This window comes from Achromobacter sp. RW408 (assembly GCF_003184165.1).
GTDB classification, from domain to species: Bacteria; Pseudomonadota; Gammaproteobacteria; order Burkholderiales; family Burkholderiaceae_B; genus Achromobacter; species Achromobacter xylosoxidans.
In genome coordinates this window covers 156950-173455 of the sequence record NZ_QHHO01000047.1, presented here as the reverse complement: position 1 = coordinate 173455, position 16506 = coordinate 156950, and the positions used below count along the sequence as shown (strand labels likewise).

The window sequence follows — 16506 nt, the reverse complement described above, 5'->3', positions numbered from 1 at the left end:
GCAGGATGCGCCTGGGCCTTGCGCAGCAGCATACGTTGGTTAAGATTGGCGAGTCCCGGTTCGGCGACCGCGGTGTCACGGCGCTGACATCCCGCTGAAATTACGATTGCCTATCGAGCCGATTCAATCATTAAATTGGATTCCATCCGCCGGTCCGGGCGAGAGTTATGCGCTTCGAGCATTGCCAGATCAGTCAGTCCAGAATTGATATGGAGCCACTATGCACCAAAGCAGTCCGACTACTCAGCTGAGTCCCTCCCGCCCCGAGGCCGCGCCGCCGCCCGAACCGCCCAAGGTCCTGCAGGACCTGCTGGGCCGGGCCGATGTGCAGATCAACGGCTCGCGCCCCTGGGACATCCAGGTTCATGACAAACACATGTACGAGCGCGTCTTCGCCAGCTGGTCGCTGGGGCTGGGCGAATCCTACATGGACGGCGAATGGGACTGCGAGCAGCTCGACGAACTGTTCACCCGCCTGCTGCGCGCCGACATGGGCTCGGCCGCGCTGGGCCTGGCGCGCGTCAAGCTGATCGCCGAACACCTGCGCCACAAGCTGTTCAACCTGCAATCCAAGAGCCGCGCCTTCGAGGTCGGCGAACAGCACTACGACGCCGGCAACGACGTGTTCGAAGCCATGCTCGACAGCCGCATGATCTATTCCTGCGCCTTCTGGGAACAGGCCGACACGCTGGAAGCCGCGCAGGAAGCCAAGCTCGACATGATCTGCCGCAAACTGCAGCTCAAGCCCGGCGAGACGCTGCTGGACATCGGCTGCGGCTGGGGCGGGCTGGCCAAATTCGCGGCCGAGCGCTATGGCGTCAAGGTCACCGGCGTCACCGTGTCCAAGGAACAGTTGGCGCTGGCGCAGGAGCGCGTGCGCGGCCTGCCGGTGGAACTGCTGCTGCAGGACTACCGCGACCTGCAGGGCAGCTTCGACAAGGTGGTGTCGGTCGGCATGTTCGAGCACGTCGGCCCCAAGAACTACGACACCTACTTCACCAATGTGCAACGGCTGATGGCGCCCAGCGGCATCTTCCTGCTGCACACCATCGGCATCGCCTCGACCAGCCAGAGCACCGATCCCTGGATCGACCGCTACGTCTTCCCCAACGGCAAGCTGCCCTCGGCGCGCGAGATCAGCACCGCGGTCGAAGGCCGCTTCATCATCGAGGACTGGCATAACTTCGGCGCCGACTACGATCGCACGCTGATGGCCTGGTGGGACAACTTCCAGCGCGCTTGGCCGCAATTGCAGGAACGCTACGGCACGCGCTTCTACCGCATGTGGCAGTACTACCTGATGTGTTGCGCGGGCTTCTTCCGCTCGCGCGAAGGGCAGCTGTGGCAGGTGATCCTGACGCATCCGCAGCGCCAGGAGATGTACCGTTCTCTGCGCTGAAACGGACTCGGAGAGCGCCTTCCCGGGGGGCACCCCTCTGGAAGGCGCCACCCGGGCGCCAGGCGTGAAATGCCGGGCCTGGCCGCCCCCCCCTCCAACGCGCCACGCCCGGATCGCCACGGACGCGTCACTCGACCAGCTCGGCCGCCCGCGCCTCGGCGCCGACGCGCACCGCATCCTCCAGGATCATCTGCGCCGCCCGCTCCGCGATCATGATGGTGGGCGAATTGGTGTTGCCCGAGGTGATCGTCGGCATGATCGACGCATCCGCCACGCGCAGGCCTTGCAGACCATGCACGCGCAGGCGCGCATCCACCACCGCGCCGTCGTCGGCGCGGCGGCCCATGGCGCAGGTGCCGACCGGATGGAAGATGGTGGTGCCGATCTTGCCCGCCGCCTCGCGCAGCTCGGCCTCGCTCTGGTAGGCCGGACCCGGCAGCCATTCCTCGGGCTGGTAACGCTGCAAGGCCGGCGCCGCGCTGATGCGCCGCACCAGGCGGATGGCGTCGGCCGCCACCTTCAGATCCTGTTCTTCCTTAAGGTAGTTCGGCGTGATCACCGGCGGCAGCGAACCGTCCGCGCCCTGCGCGTGCACGCTGCCGCGCGACACCGGCCGCAGGTTGCAGACGCTGGCCGTGAACGCATCGAAACCATGCAGCGGTTCGCCGAACGCGCCCAACGACAGGGGCTGCACATGGAATTCCAGGTTGGCGCGCGCCTGGCCCGGATCGGACTTGGCGAACGCCCCCAGTTGCGACGGCGCCATGCTCATCGGCCCGCTGCGGTTCAGCAGGTATTCCAGCCCGATGCCGGCCTTGCCCCACCAGGTCGAGGCGATGCGGTTCAGCGTCTTGACGCCGCGCACTTTCAGGATGACGCGCAGTTGCAGGTGGTCCTGCAGGTTCTCGCCCACGCCAGGCAAGGCGTGATGCAGCGCAATGCCGCTTTCGCGCAGGCGCGCCGGCTCGCCGATTCCCGACAGTTCCAGCAGTTGCGGCGTATTGACGGCGCCCGCCGCCAGCACCACCTCGCGCGCCGCGCGGACGCTGGCGAACTGGCCGTCGCGGCGCACCTGCACGCCGACGCAGCGCGTGCCCTCGAACAGCAGGCGCTCGGCATGCGCGCCCGTCATCACCTGCAGATTGGCCCGTTCGCGCACCGGCCGCAGGAACGCCTTGGCGGTGTTCCAGCGCCAGCCGCGGCGCTGGTTCACGTCGAAATAGCCGACGCCGAAGTTGTCGCCCCGGTTGAAGTCCGCCACGCGCGGAATGCCTTCCTGTTCCGCCGCGCTGGCGAAGGCATCGAGGATGTCCCAGCGCAGCCGCTGCGCCTCGACCCGCCATTCGCCGCCGGCGCCGTGGAATTCATCGGCCCCGCGATAATGGTCTTCGCTGCGCTTGAACACCGGCAGCACCTGGTCCCAGCGCCAGGACGGATCGCCGGCGATCTCGGCCCATTGGTCGTAGTCCTGGCGCTGCCCGCGCATGTAGATCATGCCGTTGATCGACGAGCAGCCGCCCAGCACCCGGCCGCGCGGATAGATCAGCGACCGCCCGCCCAGCCCCGGCTCGGCGCCGGTGCGGTACATCCAGTCGGTGCGGGGATTGCCGATGCAATACAGGTAGCCGACCGGAATGTGGATCCAGTGGTAGTTGTCGCGTCCGCCCGCCTCCAGCAGCAGCACGCGCACCGCCGGGTCGCGGCTCAGGCGGTTGGCCAGCACGCAGCCGGCCGACCCCGCGCCCACGATGATGTAGTCGTATGTCTCCATTGCGCTTCTTCTTTTGAGTCTCAAGGGGCTGTGCCACTGTCGCGCAGCCGGCCGCCCCTGTCCAATGAATTGTTGAAAAGCGCTTTATAAGGCTCTTTAATAATGGGTATCGCCCTGCCGGGACCGGAGCCATGGACCTCAAGCACATCCGCACCTTCGCCGCCGTGGCGCGCGTCGGCAACCTGACGCGCGCGGCCGAACACCTGCACCTGACGCAGCCCGCGCTCAGCCTGCAACTCAAGAGCTTCCAGGAAGCCCTGGACCTGCCGCTGTTCACCCGCACCGCCCAGGGCCTGGCGCCCAATGCCGATGGACGCGCCCTGCTGCCCTCGGCCCAGCGCGTGCTGGACGCGCTCGAGGACTTCGAGCGCGCCATCGGCGCGCTGCGCACCACGGTGCAGGGCGAGCTGCGCCTGGGCACCATCCTGGATCCGGAATTCCTGCGGCTGGGCGCCACGCTGCAATACCTGGTGCAGCACTATCCCAAGATCCGCCCCACCCTGCGCCACGGCATGTCCGGCTCGGTCGGCCGCCAGGTGCGCGCGGGCGAACTGGACGTCGGCTTCTTCCTCGGCCCGCGCGACGCGGCCCGTGGCCAGCCGGCGCTGCACGCCCTGCCGCTGGCAGGCTTTTCCTACTACGTGGTGGCGCCCAAGGGCTGGGGGCCGCAACTGGCCGGGCGCGACTGGCGCGACATCGCCGCGCTGCCCTGGATATGGACGCCGCCCGACTCGGTCCACCATCGCCTGCTCGCCGCGAAATTCGCCGAACTGGGCGTCACGCCCAACACCGTTGCCGAGGTCGACCAGGAGGCCTCGATGCTGGATCTGGTGCGTTCCGGCGTCGGGCTGACCCTGGCGCGCGACTCGATCGCGCTGCGCGAATCGCAGGCCCACGGCCTGGCGCTGGCGCCGGACCTGTCGATCCAGGCCGAACTGGCCTTCATCACGCTCGCGGCGCGGCGCGAGGAGCCGCTGGTGATGGCCGCGTTCGATGCGGTGCGGGCCGCGTTTGCGTAGGCCAGGCGGATGCGCGCCAGCCCGGCCCACGCCACGCGCGCCACTCGGGTATGCTCGCTTTCAAATTCTTGCCGGCCACGCCGGCGCCGCCCCCCCTGACCGGAGACCTGCGTATGCGTTGGCGCGTGCTTGCCTGTAGCCTGGCCCTCACCCTGGCCTGCGCCGCGCCGCCGGTGTTCGCGGCCGCCCCCGCCAATCAGGCCGAGTGGACTCAGGCCGTGCAGCGGCGCATGATCAGCAGCTTCAAGTTTCCGCCGGAAGCCCGGCGCCTGAGCGGCCCGATCAGCCTGTCGCTGAAGATCATCGTGCGGCGCGACGGCAGCATCGCCGATGTCAGCGTCGATCGCTCCTCCGGCGACGCGGCGGTCGACCGCGCCGCCACCCGGATGGTGCAGCGCGCCGGGCCGCTGCCCGCCTTTTCCGCCGACATGGCGGGCGAAAAGACCGCGCTGAGCCTGCCGCTGCGGTTCCAGCAAGAGGAAGACGAACCGGCGGGCGATCGCGCGGACGACCGCGGGCCGCCCGCCGACATTGCGCCGCGCCGCTACGCCGACGCCGCCAGCGGACTGACCGTCACCGTGCCGTCGCCCTTGCGGGTCGGCCCCGCGCCGGCGCGCGGCCGCTTCGACGCCCTGATCGAGATCTCCAGCCCCGACGGCTTCCCGCCACGGGCGCAGGACGCCAAATACCTGTGCCGCGTCGGCTTCGTGGCCGCCCGGCCCTTGGCCCGGGGCGCCAAGGCGCCCGCCGCGCCGACCTGGCAGGCCCAGCTCAAGGCCGCCGAACGCCGCCAGCGCCAGCGACGCGCGAGCATCGAGCTGTACGACCACTACACGCTGGCCGGCAGCGCCGGCATCGACTACGTGGCGGCGCCCGGCGCCGGTCCCGGCCACGCCGACACGCTGGAGTACTACGCCGAGCTGCCGCTGCCGCAGGGCCGCGTCCGCATGGCCTGCGCCACCCAGCGCGGCGCGATGCCGGCCGCCGTGACGATGTTCAGGCAGGTGCGCGACGGCATCCGGATCGCGCCGCGCTGATACCCCCAGCCGGCCGCGCGCGTCAAAGCGGCGGCAGGTTGTCGGACGCCAGCCGCTCGGCCATGGTGAACCCATCGATATAGTCGCGAAAGTGCGTCAGGAAGGCTTTTTCGGCGGGGCTGCGCGGCGCATCGCGATGCCACAGCAGGTGCAGGTCGACCGAACACACCCCTTCGCCGGGCGGCAGACGCCACAGCCGGCCCTCGGCCAGGTCGCGCCGCACGCTGTGCTCGGGCAGGCAACCGATGCCGAAACCCGCGATGAGCAGACGCTTGACCTCGTCATGCTGCGTCGACGTCGCCACCACCCGCCCTGAAAAACCGCGCTGGTCGCGAAAGATCGTCAGCGGCGACAGGCTGTCGCCCAGCGCATCGCTGGCGAAAGACACGAAGTTCTCGCCCATCAGGTCCTCGATGCGCAGGTCCTGCCGGCCGAACAGCGCGTGATTGCGGCCGCAGAACAAGGCATAGCGCTGGTGCAGGAACACCTTGTTCTCCAGGCGCTTGGGCATCTGCCGGCACAGCGCGATGCCCGCCGTGCCCACGCGCTGCTGCATCAGCGTGACGATCTCGCTGCTGGGCAGCACGTCCAACTGCACCTCGATGCGCGGATAGGCGGCGTGGAACGCGGCCCAGAAATTGTCATAGACCTGGGAATGGATGCGGCTGGCCACCAGCAGGTGGATGCGGCCGCTCGCCTCCACCTCGGTCTGCGACACGTCGGTCAGCAACTGCGCCACGTTGCCGTAGATGGCCTCGGCCGCGCGGCGCACCTCCTCGCCGGCGTTGGTGACCGTGAACGCCTGGTTGTGCCGCTCGACCAGGCGCCGGTCCAGCTGCTCCTCGAGCCGCTTGAGCGCCTGGCTGACGGCCGATTGCGTCAGGTGCAGCTTGGCGGCCGCGCCGCTGATGCTGCGCTCCTGCACGATGACCAGGAAGGTGCGCAGCAGGTTCCAGTCCAGGCGGTCGCCGCTGCGGGGATCGGGGTGGGTCTGCTTCATCGATGGCGGGCGTGCTAAATCAAAACATCAATTTTACTTAAGTGAGAAATTAAAAATCATAAATTGACGTTATATCGAGGCGGGAGCGATAAACACGCCTTCGAACAACGACAACACCCCAAGAGGAAACCCATGACCGCTCCCGCCCATGCTCCGGCGGCGCGCCAGCCCGTGCGCGCCGCGACCGCCGCCTTCGTCGGCACCACCATCGAGTGGTATGACTTCTACATCTACGCCACCGCCGCCGCCCTGGTGTTCGGCAAGGTCTTCTTCCCCACGGCCGACCCGTTCATCAGCACCATGGCCTCGTTCGGCACCTTTGCGGCCGGCTTCCTGGCGCGTCCGCTGGGCGGCGTCATCTTCGGCCACCTGGGCGACCGTGTCGGCCGCAAGAAGGCGCTGATGGCCACCCTGGTCATCATGGGCCTGGCCACGGTCGGCATCGGCCTGCTGCCCAGCTACGCCAGCGCCGGCTTGTGGGCCCCCGCCCTGTTGCTGCTGCTGCGCCTGGCGCAAGGCCTGGCGGTCGGCGGCGAATGGGGCGGCGCGGTGCTGATGGCGGGCGAACACGCCTCGCAGCGGCGCCGCACCTTCGCCGCCTCGTTCGCGCAGCTGGGCAGCCCGGCCGGCCTGATCCTGTCGCTGCTCGCGTTCCGCCTGCTGACCGCGCTGGACGAAGCCGATTTCGTCAGCTGGGGCTGGCGCGTCCCGTTCCTGATCAGCGCGGTATTGCTGCTGGTCGGCTACTTCATCCGCGTCGGCGTCAATGAATCGCCCGACTTCGCCCAGGTGCTCGAACGCCAGGAACGCGCCGAGGTCCCGGCCAAGGAAGTGCTGCGCACCGCCTGGCGCACCGTGCTGTTGTGCATGGGCGTGTGCACCGTGGCCATCGGCGGCATCTATTTCACCAACACCTTCATGCTGTCCTACACCACGCAGACGATGGGCCTGGACCGCAAGCTGATCCTGGACTGCCTGTTCGCGGTCGCCATCATCCAGTTCTTCGTGCAGCCGCTGGCGGCGTGGCTGGCCGACATCCTCGGTCCGACCCGCGTGCTCATCACGGCCGCGGTCTGTTCGGTGCTGGCGCCCTACCCGATGTTCATGCTCGTCACGCAGGGCACGTCCTACAGCATCGTCGGCGGCATCGCCATCGTGCTGGTCTTCATGGCCGCGATCTACTCGGCGATGGCCGGCTACATCAGCGCGGCGTTTCCTGCGCACGTGCGCTATTCCGGCATCTCTCTTTCGTACCAGCTCTGCGGCGCGGTCGCCGGCGGCATGACACCGCTGATCGGCACCTGGCTGACCTACCACTATCCCGGCCAATGGCTGCCGCTGGCGATCTTCTACTCGACCCTGTCGGCGATCACGCTGGTGTCGATCTGGGCCCTGGCCGGCCACAAGCGCCGGCTGGCGCTGGACACGCCCCGCGCCGCGCACGCGCCGGCCGCCTGAACCTGAATCCGCCTCCCCAAGGAAACACGATGACGCAACAAACCTCCACCCCGCCGGCGCTTTCCGAAGAACAGACCCGCCGCATCCTGCAGGCCGTCGATGCCCGGTTCGACGCCCAGCTCGCCTTCACCCAGGATCTGGTGCGCTTTCCGTCGCTGCGCGAACAGGAACACACGGCGCAGGACTTCCTGTTCGAAGCGATGCGCGCGCGCGGCTTCGCCATGGACCGCTGGAAGATCGACGTGCGCGACATCGAGTCGCATCCCGGCTTCGGCCCGGTGACCGTGTCGTACGAAAACGCCTTCAACGTGGTGGGCACCTATCGTCCCGAACAGCAGACCGGCCGCTCCCTCATCCTGAACGGACACATCGACGTGGTGCCGACCGGACCGGTCGACATGTGGAGCCGCTCGCCCTGGGACCCGGCCATCATCGACGGCTGGATGTACGGTCGCGGCGCGGCCGACATGAAGGCCGGGCTGGTTGCCAACCTGTACGCCTACGACGCGGTGCGCGCGGCCGGCTACGCGCCCGGCGCCCCCATCTATTTCCAGTCGGTGGTCGAAGAGGAATGCACCGGCAACGGCGCCCTGGCGGCGCTGCTGCGCGGCTACCGCGCCGATGCCGTGATCATCCCGGAACCCGAGGAGAACATGCTGGTGCGCGCCAACGTGGGCGTGCTGTGGTTCAAGGTCCGCGTGCAGGGCCATCCCACCCACACCCGCGAAATGGCCAACGGCTTCAATGCCATCGATGCCGCCTACGCCGCCATCGAAGCCCTGCGTGGCATCGAGGCCAAGTGGAACGCCGAACATCACTGCCACCGCCATTTCGAGCACCTGGATCATCCGATCAATTTCAACATCGGCAAGATCGAAGGCGGCGACTGGCCGTCGACCGTGCCGCCCTGGTGTGAATTCGACGTGCGCGCCGCGATCTATCCTGGCACCACCGCCGACGAGGCCCGCGCCCAGATCGACGCCTGCCTGCGCGATGCCGTCGCCGACCCGCGCCTGGGCGGCACGCCGCCTCAGGTCACCTACACCGGCTTCTACGCCGAAGGCTATGTGCTGGAGGAAGGCAGCGCCGCCGAGAACACCCTGCGCGCGTGCCACCAGCAGGCCTTCAACAGCGAGCTGCAGAGCTTCACCACGCCCGGCTATCTCGACGCCCGGGTGTTCGTGATCTATGGCGACATGCCCACGCTGGTCTACGGCCCGAAATCGCTCGACATCCATGGCTTCGACGAACGCGTGCACCTGGAGTCGCTGCGGCTGATCACCAAGACCATCGCGTTGTTCATCGCGCAGTGGTGCGGCGTCAGCGAGACGGGCGCCTGAGCGCCTGAGCGCCAGGGCGCCCGCGCGCCGGCGCGCCCCAGTCGGGCGGCGCCGCCTCAGCGTCCGTGCCAATAGCGCCGGTGGCGCGCCCGCTGGGCCCATACATCGAGGCCGCCGGCGCGCGATTCGGCCATCACCGCGCCGTCGCGATCGCTGCGCCAGAACGCCGCGCCGGCGCGGAGCCAGCGCCGCTCCACCGCCGGCGCCGGATGCCCGAAGCGATTCAGGTAGCCGCTCTGCGCAATCGCATGGCCGGCCCGCGCCGCCGCCACCAGCTCGCGCCCGGACGACCACGCCGAGCCATGGTGCGGCGCCAGCACGATATTGGTGGGCGGCAGCCCAAGGGCGGCCAACTCGCGCTCCTGGGCGACGCCGATATCGCCCGTCAACAGCAGGGAATGATGGGCGCCCCCGACTCGCAGCACGCAGCTGTTGGCGTTGCGGTCGCCACCGGCGACCGGCGCGCCCGCCGCGGGATGCAGAAACGTGAAGGTCACGCCATCGGCCTGCCAACTGTCGCCGCGCTCGCAACGCAGCATCCGCGCCGGCGTCCTGCCGTCCGCCCCGGCGCCGTCCTGCCCGGGCCACAGGCGCGCGTCGCGCCGCAGCCATGCCGCCACATCGAACGACGCATAGCTACGCGCCACCGGCACCGCCGCCAGCACCGAACGCGTCCCGCCCACGTGGTCCAGGTCGGCGTGCGACAGCACCAGCACGTCCAGCCGGCCGATGCCGCGCGCCTGCAATTGCGGCGCGATCACCCGCTCGCCGGCGTCGCCTCCGCCGAAATGGCGCGGGCCGGCATCGAACAGCAGGGCCTGCGTCGCGGTCTCGACCAGGATCGCGCTGCCCTGCCCGACGTCCAATGCGCTCATGCGCCACTCGCCTGGCGCGGGCCGCTCCGGCCGCCAGCACAACAGCGGCAGCATGCACAGCCATCCCAGGCGCCGGGCGGGCCAGCCCGGCGCCTGCAATGCCCACGCCATGCCCGCCAGCGCCCACGCCAGCCATGGCCAGGGCGCCGCCGCCACCGTGAAGCTGGCCCACTCGGCGTTGCCCACCCACGCCACCACCGTCATTGCCAGCTCGAATACCCGCGCCCCCGCCTGCCCGGCGACGGCGGCGGCCCCCGCCATCGCCGGGGTCACCGACAGCAGCGCGCACAACAGGGCCAATGGCGTCACCAGGAAAGTCACCGCCGGAATCGCCACCGCATTGGCCAGCGGCGATCCCAGCGATACCTGGTGTACCAGGAAGGCGAGCAGCGGCGTCAATCCCAGCGTCACGGTCAGTTGCAGCCGCGTGGCCTGCGCCAGGGCCGCGCCGCAGCGTTGCCGCCAGCCGGCGTCGGCGTCGCGCGGCGCCTGCGCAACGCGCAACAGAATCGCCACCGCGCCGAACGACAGCCAGAATCCCGCCGCCATCGGCGCCCAGGGATCCAGCAGCGTCACCGCCGCGGCGGCGAACGCCAGCACCCGCCCCGCCGATACCCGCAAGCGCGACCACGCGGCCGCCAGCACCACCGACAGCATGAAGAAGGTGCGGCGCGACGGCACGCCCCACCCCGCCAACAGGCAATACAGCAGGCCCACCACCGCCGCCGCGACGCCGCCGGCGATGCGCGCCGGAACCCGTTCGGCCAGGCCGCAGCCGCGCCACCGCGCGCGCCGCCAGGCCGCCGCCACCAGCCACGCCGCCAGCCCGGCGATCGATGTCACATGCATGCCGCTGATCGACACCAGGTGAGTGATGCCGCTGCGATTGAAAATGCGCCAGTCCTCGCGCGACACCCCCGCCTGGTCGCCGATTGCCAGCGCGATCAGCACCGGCGCGTAGCGGTGCCCGCCCAACGCGCGCCGCATGCCTTCGCGAACCTGATGACGGGCCCGTTCGATGGCGACGCCGGCCGAGGCCCAGGGCTGGTCATCGAGCAGGCGCGGCTGGCCGCGCACCGTGCCGGTGGCCCGCAAGCCGCGCGCGAAGAGCCGCGCCTCGCCATCGGCCGCCTCGGGATTGAGCGGCGCATGCGGCCGGCGCAGCACCAGTGCCATGCGCCACACCTGTCCCGGCACCACCTGCGGCAGCGCCGGCGGCGCGGTCCGCGCCCCTTCCTGCCGGCCCGCCTGCGGCGCCAGCCACGAGACCAGGATGCGCCGGGGAACGCCGGGCAGGCCCGGCCCCGCCTGCTCGGCCGTGAAGCGCACCCCGCGCGCGTCGGCGTCGGGCAGTTCGGCCACGCGCAGCACCAGTCGCGCCACCGCGTCCTGGTGTTCGTCGGCAAGCGCGTCATCCAGGCGCCATTGCGCCCGCACCATGGCATTGAGCGCCCCGGCCAGCAGCCCCGCCGCCAAAACCGCCAGCACGCCCGCGGTGCCCTTGCGCCAACGGCGGGCCACCCACGCCAACAGCAGGCAGGCCGCGCCCGCAACCAGGCGCAACGCCGCGCCCGGCAACACCGCCAGGCTTTGCACCGCCCCGGCGCCCGCCACCATGGCCAGGCAGAATATGCGCCCTTTGATATCCGTCTCCCAAGAAACGGATCAGCGTAGGACGCGCCGCCCCGCCGGGGATGGGCCAGTGAACGGATTTGCCCACCTCGGCGGACCGCGGGGCGCGGCGCTCGCAATGAGGAACGCCAGGGCGCCGCGCGCAAGCCAGGCGCGGGATCGCCGCGGTTTAGCGCCCCGCCCTGGCGGCGGCGGCCAGCGACCGGACTTCGGCCAGCGCCGCGGGCACGCCGGAGGACGCCAGCACTTCGACCAGCCGCGTGCCGACGGCGACGAGATCGGCATGGCGCCCCACCGCCCGCACCTGGTCGGCCGTCCGCACGCCGAAGCCGGCGGCGATGGGCAGCCGCGTTCGCGCCCGGAGCCGCGCCAGCGAAGCGGCGATGACTTCGTCGGCGGGCAGCGCGGCTCCCGTGGTTCCCGCCAGCATGACGTGGTACACGAAGCCGCCGGCGCCGGCCAGCACCCGCTCCAGGCGGTCGTCCGGCGTCGTTGGCGCGGTCATCCTGATGATGGCGATGCCGTGCCGCCGCGCCAGCCGTTCGATGCCGGCGGCATGCTCGGGCGACAAATCCACCACGATCAGGCCATCGACGCCGGCCCAGGCCGCGTCGGCCATGAAGCTGGCCGCTTCATAGCGCATCAATGGGTTCAGGTAGCCCATCAGCACGACCGGCGTGTGGGCGTCTTCCTCGCGGAAGGCGGCGACCAGGTCGAGGGTGCGCCGCAGCGTCTGCCCCGCCTTCAGCGCGCGCGCGTTGGCCCGTTGCAGCACCGGGCCGTCGGCGATCGGGTCGCTGAACGGCATGCCCAACTCGATCACGTCCGCCCCCGCCGCGGGCAGCGCTCGCAGCAAGGCCAGGCAGTCGTCGTAGCAGGGATCGCCGGCCGTGAAGTAGGCCGCCAGGCCCGGCCGGCCGGCGGCGCGCAGGTCCGCCAAGGTTCGTTCAAGCCGGTTCATCGCGCTTCCCCCGTGAATTGCAGCACCGAATCCATATCCTTGTCGCCGCGCCCGCTCAGGCACACCACCAGCGTCTGGTCGCGCGCCATGCGCGGCGCGAGCTTGCGGGCGTAGGCCAGGGCGTGCGCGCTTTCCAGCGCGGGGATGATGCCCTGCCGCCGCGTCAGCCAGACGAATGCGTCGACCGCCTCGGCATCGGTGATCGACTCGTAGATGACGCGCCCGGTATCGTGCAGCAACGCGTGTTCGGGGCCAACGCCCGGATAATCCAGGCCCGCCGAAATCGAGTGGGCATTCCGGATCTGGCCATCCGCATCCTGCAGGAAATAGCTGCGGCAGCCATGCAGGACGCCGGGCGCCCCCTCGCCGATGCTGGCCGCGTGCTCGGCGGTCTCGGTGCCGCGTCCGCCCGCCTCGACCCCGAACAGCCGCACGCCGGCATCGTTCAGGAACGGATGGAAAAAGCCGATGGCGTTGGAGCCCCCGCCGACGCAGGCCACCATCGCGTCCGGCAGCCGCCCCGTCTTCTCGATGATCTGCGCCCGCGTTTCCTCGCCGATCACCTTCTGCAATTCGCGCACAAGCCAGGGATAGGGATGGGGGCCGGCGCCGGTCCCCAGCAGGTAGTAGGTGTCGTCCGGATGGGCGATCCAGTCGCGGATGGCGGCATTCATCGCGTCCTTCAAGGTGGCGCTGCCGTCCCGCACCGGACGCACCTGGGCGCCCAGCATCTTCATGCGCGCCACGTTGGACGATTGGCGCGCCACGTCGACGGCGCCCATGTAGACCACGCATTCCAGGCCGTACAACGCGCACACCGTGGCCGTGGCGACCCCGTGCTGCCCCGCGCCGGTCTCGGCGATGATGCGGCGTTTGCCCATGCGCCGCGCCAGCAGCGCCTGCCCCAGGCAATTGTTGATCTTGTGGGCGCCCGTGTGGTTCAGGTCTTCGCGTTTGAGGAACAGGCGGGCGCCGCCCAGCTCGTCGCTGATCGCCGCGGCATACAGCAGCGGGCTCGGGCGGCCCACGTAGTCCGCCAGCATGGCCCGGTACTCGGCCCAGAACCCGGGTTCCGCCCGGACGGCGCGATAGGTGCGTTCAAGCGCGTCCAGCGCCGGCGCCAGCGTCTCGGGCATGTAGCGGCCGCCGTAGCCGCCGAACTGCCCCGACGCGTCGGGAAATTCTGGATGTAAGGTACAAGACATGGCTTCAGCCCTTCGGGAACATGGGCACCATGGTATCCAGGGAAATGGGCGGAATAAATCATAGATTTCTTGCGCACTGGTGTCAGATTTTCTAATATCGGCAGCATGCGTAACCTGCCCCCGATGAACTCGCTGCGCTTTTTCGACAGCGCCGCCCGGCACCTGAACCTGTCGCTGGCGGCGCAGGAATTGGGCGTGTCGCACAGCGCGGTCAGCCAGCAGATCCGGCAGCTCGAAACCTGGCTGGGCCGCAAGCTGTTCGACCGTCACTCGGAGGGCGTGCGGCTTACCGCGGCGGGCCAGGACCTGCACCGCGCCAGCCTGCCGGCCTTCGACATGCTGGAACAACGCCTGGCCGAACTGCTCGGCCGATCGGCGTCGCCAGAGGTGGTGATCGGCGCGCCGGCGAGCCTGTTGTCGAACTGGATCATCCCCAGGCTGGAGCATTTCGAGCGCGACCATCCCGACGTCCAGGTCCGGCTGCAAACCGCCACGGACATTGGCCTGCTGGAGCGGCGCGTGGTCGACGTGCTGATCGTGGCCGACGCGCACCAGTCGCCGGCCATCCAGGCGCTGCCCTTGTTCCGGGAGGCCATCGGCCCGGTCTGCACGCCCGATCTTGCCCGGCGCATCCGCCAGCCCGCCGACGTGGCGGGCGCGCCCCTGCTGCACACCGCCTCGCGCCCCGCCATCTGGGAACACTGGGCGCAGGCCCGCGGCCTGACGCTCGACACGCGCCAACCCAGGCGCCAGTTCGACCAGCTCGGCCACATGCTCGAAGCCGCGGCGGCCGGCCTGGGCATCGGCATGGCGCCCAGGGAACTGGCGCAGGCCGACATCCGCGCGGGCCGGCTGGCCGCGCCCCTCGGGTTCCACGAAACCGGTGGCCGGTTCAGCCTTTACGCCCGCGCCGATGCCGGGCAGATCGTGGACGCGCTCAAGCGCTGGCTGACGACGGAAGCGCAGTCCGACGCATCCTGACCGCCGGCGCGGGCGCCGCGTCGGATCGATCCGGGATTTGTCTTCGCCGCGAGACGTCCGGCGGACGATCGGCTTAGCATTTTCAAAATGATCTATTCCAGATTGGATAAGCCAACCCGCGTCTTGGCGGCCCGTGGCGGGTCACCGCAAGCTGGCCGCGTGCCATCATCAACCCCGTCTCGGCCATCGCGTTGATCCGTCGCACATGTCGCCGTCCACGGCGACACGACAACGGCGCGAATCGCCCCCCGCCATTCCGTCCGCAACAACATGCACGCCGTGCCCGCTGCAGCCGCGGCATGGCCCTGTCGCAACCTTGCATTGGAGAACCTCATGCCCTCGATCCGAAACCAGGCCCTGTCACTACGGGCGCGTACCAACCTGGGCAAATCGGAATCCGCGCAGGGTGTCGCCATGGAACGCCTGTCGTCCGGCCTGCGCATCAACCACGCCGCGGATGACGCCGCCGGCGAATCGATCGCCGGCCATTTCACCGCCCAACTCCGTGGGCAGCACCAGGCGGCGCGCAACGCCAACGACGGCATTTCGCTGGCGCAGACCATCGAAGGCGCGTTGGGTGAAATGGGCCGCAGCCTGCAACGCATCCGCGAATTGGCGGTCCAGTCGCAGAACGGCACCCTCTCGCTCGACGACCTTCAGGCCATCCAGGCCGAGATCGACCAGCACCTGGCTGAAATCGAGCGCATTTCCCACCAGACACGCTTCAACAACCTCGATGTGCTGGCGCAGGATGTCGACATCCCGCTCCAGATCGGCGTCAACGACGGCGACACCATCGACATCAATACCAGGCGGGTCGATACGAAGACCCTGGAACTGGACCGGATCGACGTGGTGCACGATCCGCGCCTGGGCGGCGCGGTGGACAGGACGGTGATCGACACCGAACCCGATCCCGCGCCCACCGCCCCGCCGCCGGCCGTCGCGCCGCCACCCGCGATCGTGCCACCGACCACCACCACCGCCACCTTGAACATGCGGTCAGGCTCCACGACACTCACGATGTTCCAGGCCTTCATGGTTCGGTATGACTTCAATGGGGCGACCTACTACAACGCGCAGGTTCATGATTTCCCCACCCCCGGCGTCATCGTCAATTACCAGGTAACGCCCCTGCCCACCGCCACAGGGGGGGTTCTCGATATCGACGTCACGACCTTGCCCGTGCTGGACGTGACGACACTGAGCGCGGCAGAGGTTGCGGCCATCGCGGTGGGCACTGTCTCCCTGCCAGGCGGCACGATCACTGTCCCCGCCGATGGTGTCAAGAAAGACACGCCCATCAGGCTGTTCGACTTTCTCCAGAGCCTCGCGCCGGTGCCCACGGCCCGCGATGGCCGGCCCCTGTTCGACCAGGACAGCAAGGTGCATTACCTGACCGACGCCAGCGGCAACGCCAACGGCGAATACGTCGTCAGCGGCAGCGACGGCAATTTCTACGACATCAGCATTTCGTCCACCGGCGAGGTGTCATTCAAGCCGAAAGACGCGCCGCCCACCGTCAACCTCAAGGTCGCGCCCATGAAGCGGGTGAACAACGCCCTGGGCCAGGTGGACAGCCTGCGCGGCGAACTGGGCGCGATGCAGAACCGCCTGGGTTCGGTCATCACCAACCTCAACCACACTGCCGGCATCCTCAGCCAGGCCCGCAGCCGCATCGAGGACGCGGACTACGCGGTGGAGACCTCCAACCTGACCCGCCAGCAGATCCTGCAGCAGGCCAGCAAGGTGGCGCTGACGCAGGCCAACCAGCTGGCGCAGAACGTGTTGGCGTTGTTGAAGGAAGATTGACGCGTCGTCGGCAACG

Annotated in this window: 12 protein-coding genes; 7 read left to right on the top strand and 5 right to left on the bottom strand. The window is 69.4% G+C overall.

What is annotated here, in order from left to right; genetic code table 11:
- Positions 1-220: 220 nt before the first annotated feature.
- Positions 221-1399 carry a cyclopropane fatty acyl phospholipid synthase gene (gene cfa, locus DK459_RS17085; RefSeq protein ID WP_054443641.1) on the top strand — a complete coding sequence of 393 codons (1179 nt, stop codon included), beginning with the start codon at positions 221-223 and terminating at the stop codon, positions 1397-1399.
- A gap of 127 nt (positions 1400-1526) precedes the next feature.
- On the opposite strand, the gene DK459_RS17080 is transcribed toward cfa, so the two are convergent.
- Complete coding sequence (locus tag DK459_RS17080; RefSeq protein ID WP_110134935.1) at positions 1527-3170, bottom strand: GMC family oxidoreductase; 1644 nt, start codon at positions 3168-3170, stop codon at positions 1527-1529.
- 131 nt (positions 3171-3301) lie between these two features.
- On the opposite strand from DK459_RS17080, the gene DK459_RS17075 reads away from it, so the two are divergent.
- The gene (locus DK459_RS17075; protein ID WP_020928260.1) at positions 3302-4189 is read left to right on the top strand and encodes a LysR family transcriptional regulator; all 888 of its coding nucleotides are present in this window, start codon (positions 3302-3304) and stop codon (positions 4187-4189) included.
- Between the two features lie 113 nt (positions 4190-4302).
- A complete protein-coding gene (locus DK459_RS17070) occupies positions 4303-5226 on the top strand; it encodes a TonB family protein (protein WP_158288278.1) in 924 nt (307 codons plus the stop codon).
- Positions 5227-5248: 22 nt separating this feature from the next.
- Here DK459_RS17070 and DK459_RS17065 read toward each other — a convergent pair whose 3' ends face one another.
- Positions 5249-6226 carry a LysR family transcriptional regulator gene (locus DK459_RS17065; RefSeq protein WP_024069372.1) on the bottom strand — a complete coding sequence of 326 codons (978 nt, stop codon included), beginning with the start codon at positions 6224-6226 and terminating at the stop codon, positions 5249-5251.
- A gap of 132 nt (positions 6227-6358) precedes the next feature.
- Here DK459_RS17065 and DK459_RS17060 point away from each other — a divergent pair, with 132 nt between their 5' ends.
- Complete coding sequence (locus DK459_RS17060; protein WP_024069373.1) at positions 6359-7684, top strand: MFS transporter; 1326 nt, start codon at positions 6359-6361, stop codon at positions 7682-7684.
- Positions 7685-7713: 29 nt separating this feature from the next.
- Positions 7714-9024 carry an ArgE/DapE family deacylase gene (locus DK459_RS17055; RefSeq protein WP_024069374.1) on the top strand — a complete coding sequence of 437 codons (1311 nt, stop codon included), beginning with the start codon at positions 7714-7716 and terminating at the stop codon, positions 9022-9024.
- Positions 9025-9080: 56 nt separating this feature from the next.
- Here DK459_RS17055 and DK459_RS17050 read toward each other — a convergent pair whose 3' ends face one another.
- From DK459_RS17050 to trpB, 3 genes are all read right to left on the bottom strand, one after another.
- Positions 9081-11516, bottom strand: a complete 2436-nt coding sequence (locus DK459_RS17050; RefSeq protein WP_110134933.1) for a DNA internalization-related competence protein ComEC/Rec2 — start codon at positions 11514-11516, stop codon at positions 9081-9083.
- 184 nt (positions 11517-11700) lie between these two features.
- Positions 11701-12471 carry a tryptophan synthase subunit alpha gene (trpA, locus tag DK459_RS17045; RefSeq protein WP_223308498.1) on the bottom strand — a complete coding sequence of 257 codons (771 nt, stop codon included), beginning with the start codon at positions 12469-12471 and terminating at the stop codon, positions 11701-11703.
- Between the two features lie 17 nt (positions 12472-12488).
- A complete protein-coding gene (gene trpB / locus DK459_RS17040; protein ID WP_006386559.1) occupies positions 12489-13697 on the bottom strand; it encodes a tryptophan synthase subunit beta in 1209 nt (402 codons plus the stop codon).
- A gap of 105 nt (positions 13698-13802) precedes the next feature.
- Here trpB and DK459_RS17035 point away from each other — a divergent pair, with 105 nt between their 5' ends.
- Positions 13803-14678, top strand: a complete 876-nt coding sequence (locus tag DK459_RS17035; protein WP_110134932.1) for a LysR substrate-binding domain-containing protein — start codon at positions 13803-13805, stop codon at positions 14676-14678.
- A gap of 333 nt (positions 14679-15011) precedes the next feature.
- Positions 15012-16490: a flagellin gene (locus DK459_RS17030; RefSeq protein ID WP_158288277.1), complete on the top strand. Its 1479-nt coding sequence runs from the start codon at positions 15012-15014 to the stop codon at positions 16488-16490.
- The last annotated feature ends 16 nt before the right edge of the window (positions 16491-16506 follow it).

Bases quoted from the DNA above. Each gene is read 5' to 3' on its own strand.
- cfa (WP_054443641.1), top strand. From the start codon at position 221: ATGCACCAAAGCAGTCCGACTACTCAGCTGAGTCCCTCCCGCCCCGAG.
- DK459_RS17080 (WP_110134935.1), bottom strand. From the start codon at position 3,170: ATGGAGACATACGACTACATCATCGTGGGCGCGGGGTCGGCCGGCTGC.
- DK459_RS17075 (WP_020928260.1), top strand. From the start codon at position 3,302: ATGGACCTCAAGCACATCCGCACCTTCGCCGCCGTGGCGCGCGTCGGC.
- DK459_RS17070 (WP_158288278.1), top strand. From the start codon at position 4,303: ATGCGTTGGCGCGTGCTTGCCTGTAGCCTGGCCCTCACCCTGGCCTGC.
- DK459_RS17065 (WP_024069372.1), bottom strand. From the start codon at position 6,226: ATGAAGCAGACCCACCCCGATCCCCGCAGCGGCGACCGCCTGGACTGG.
- DK459_RS17060 (WP_024069373.1), top strand. From the start codon at position 6,359: ATGACCGCTCCCGCCCATGCTCCGGCGGCGCGCCAGCCCGTGCGCGCC.
- DK459_RS17055 (WP_024069374.1), top strand. From the start codon at position 7,714: ATGACGCAACAAACCTCCACCCCGCCGGCGCTTTCCGAAGAACAGACC.
- DK459_RS17050 (WP_110134933.1), bottom strand. From the start codon at position 11,516: ATGGTGGCGGGCGCCGGGGCGGTGCAAAGCCTGGCGGTGTTGCCGGGC.
- trpB (WP_006386559.1), bottom strand. From the start codon at position 13,697: ATGTCTTGTACCTTACATCCAGAATTTCCCGACGCGTCGGGGCAGTTC.
- DK459_RS17035 (WP_110134932.1), top strand. From the start codon at position 13,803: ATGCGTAACCTGCCCCCGATGAACTCGCTGCGCTTTTTCGACAGCGCC.
- DK459_RS17030 (WP_158288277.1), top strand. From the start codon at position 15,012: ATGCCCTCGATCCGAAACCAGGCCCTGTCACTACGGGCGCGTACCAAC.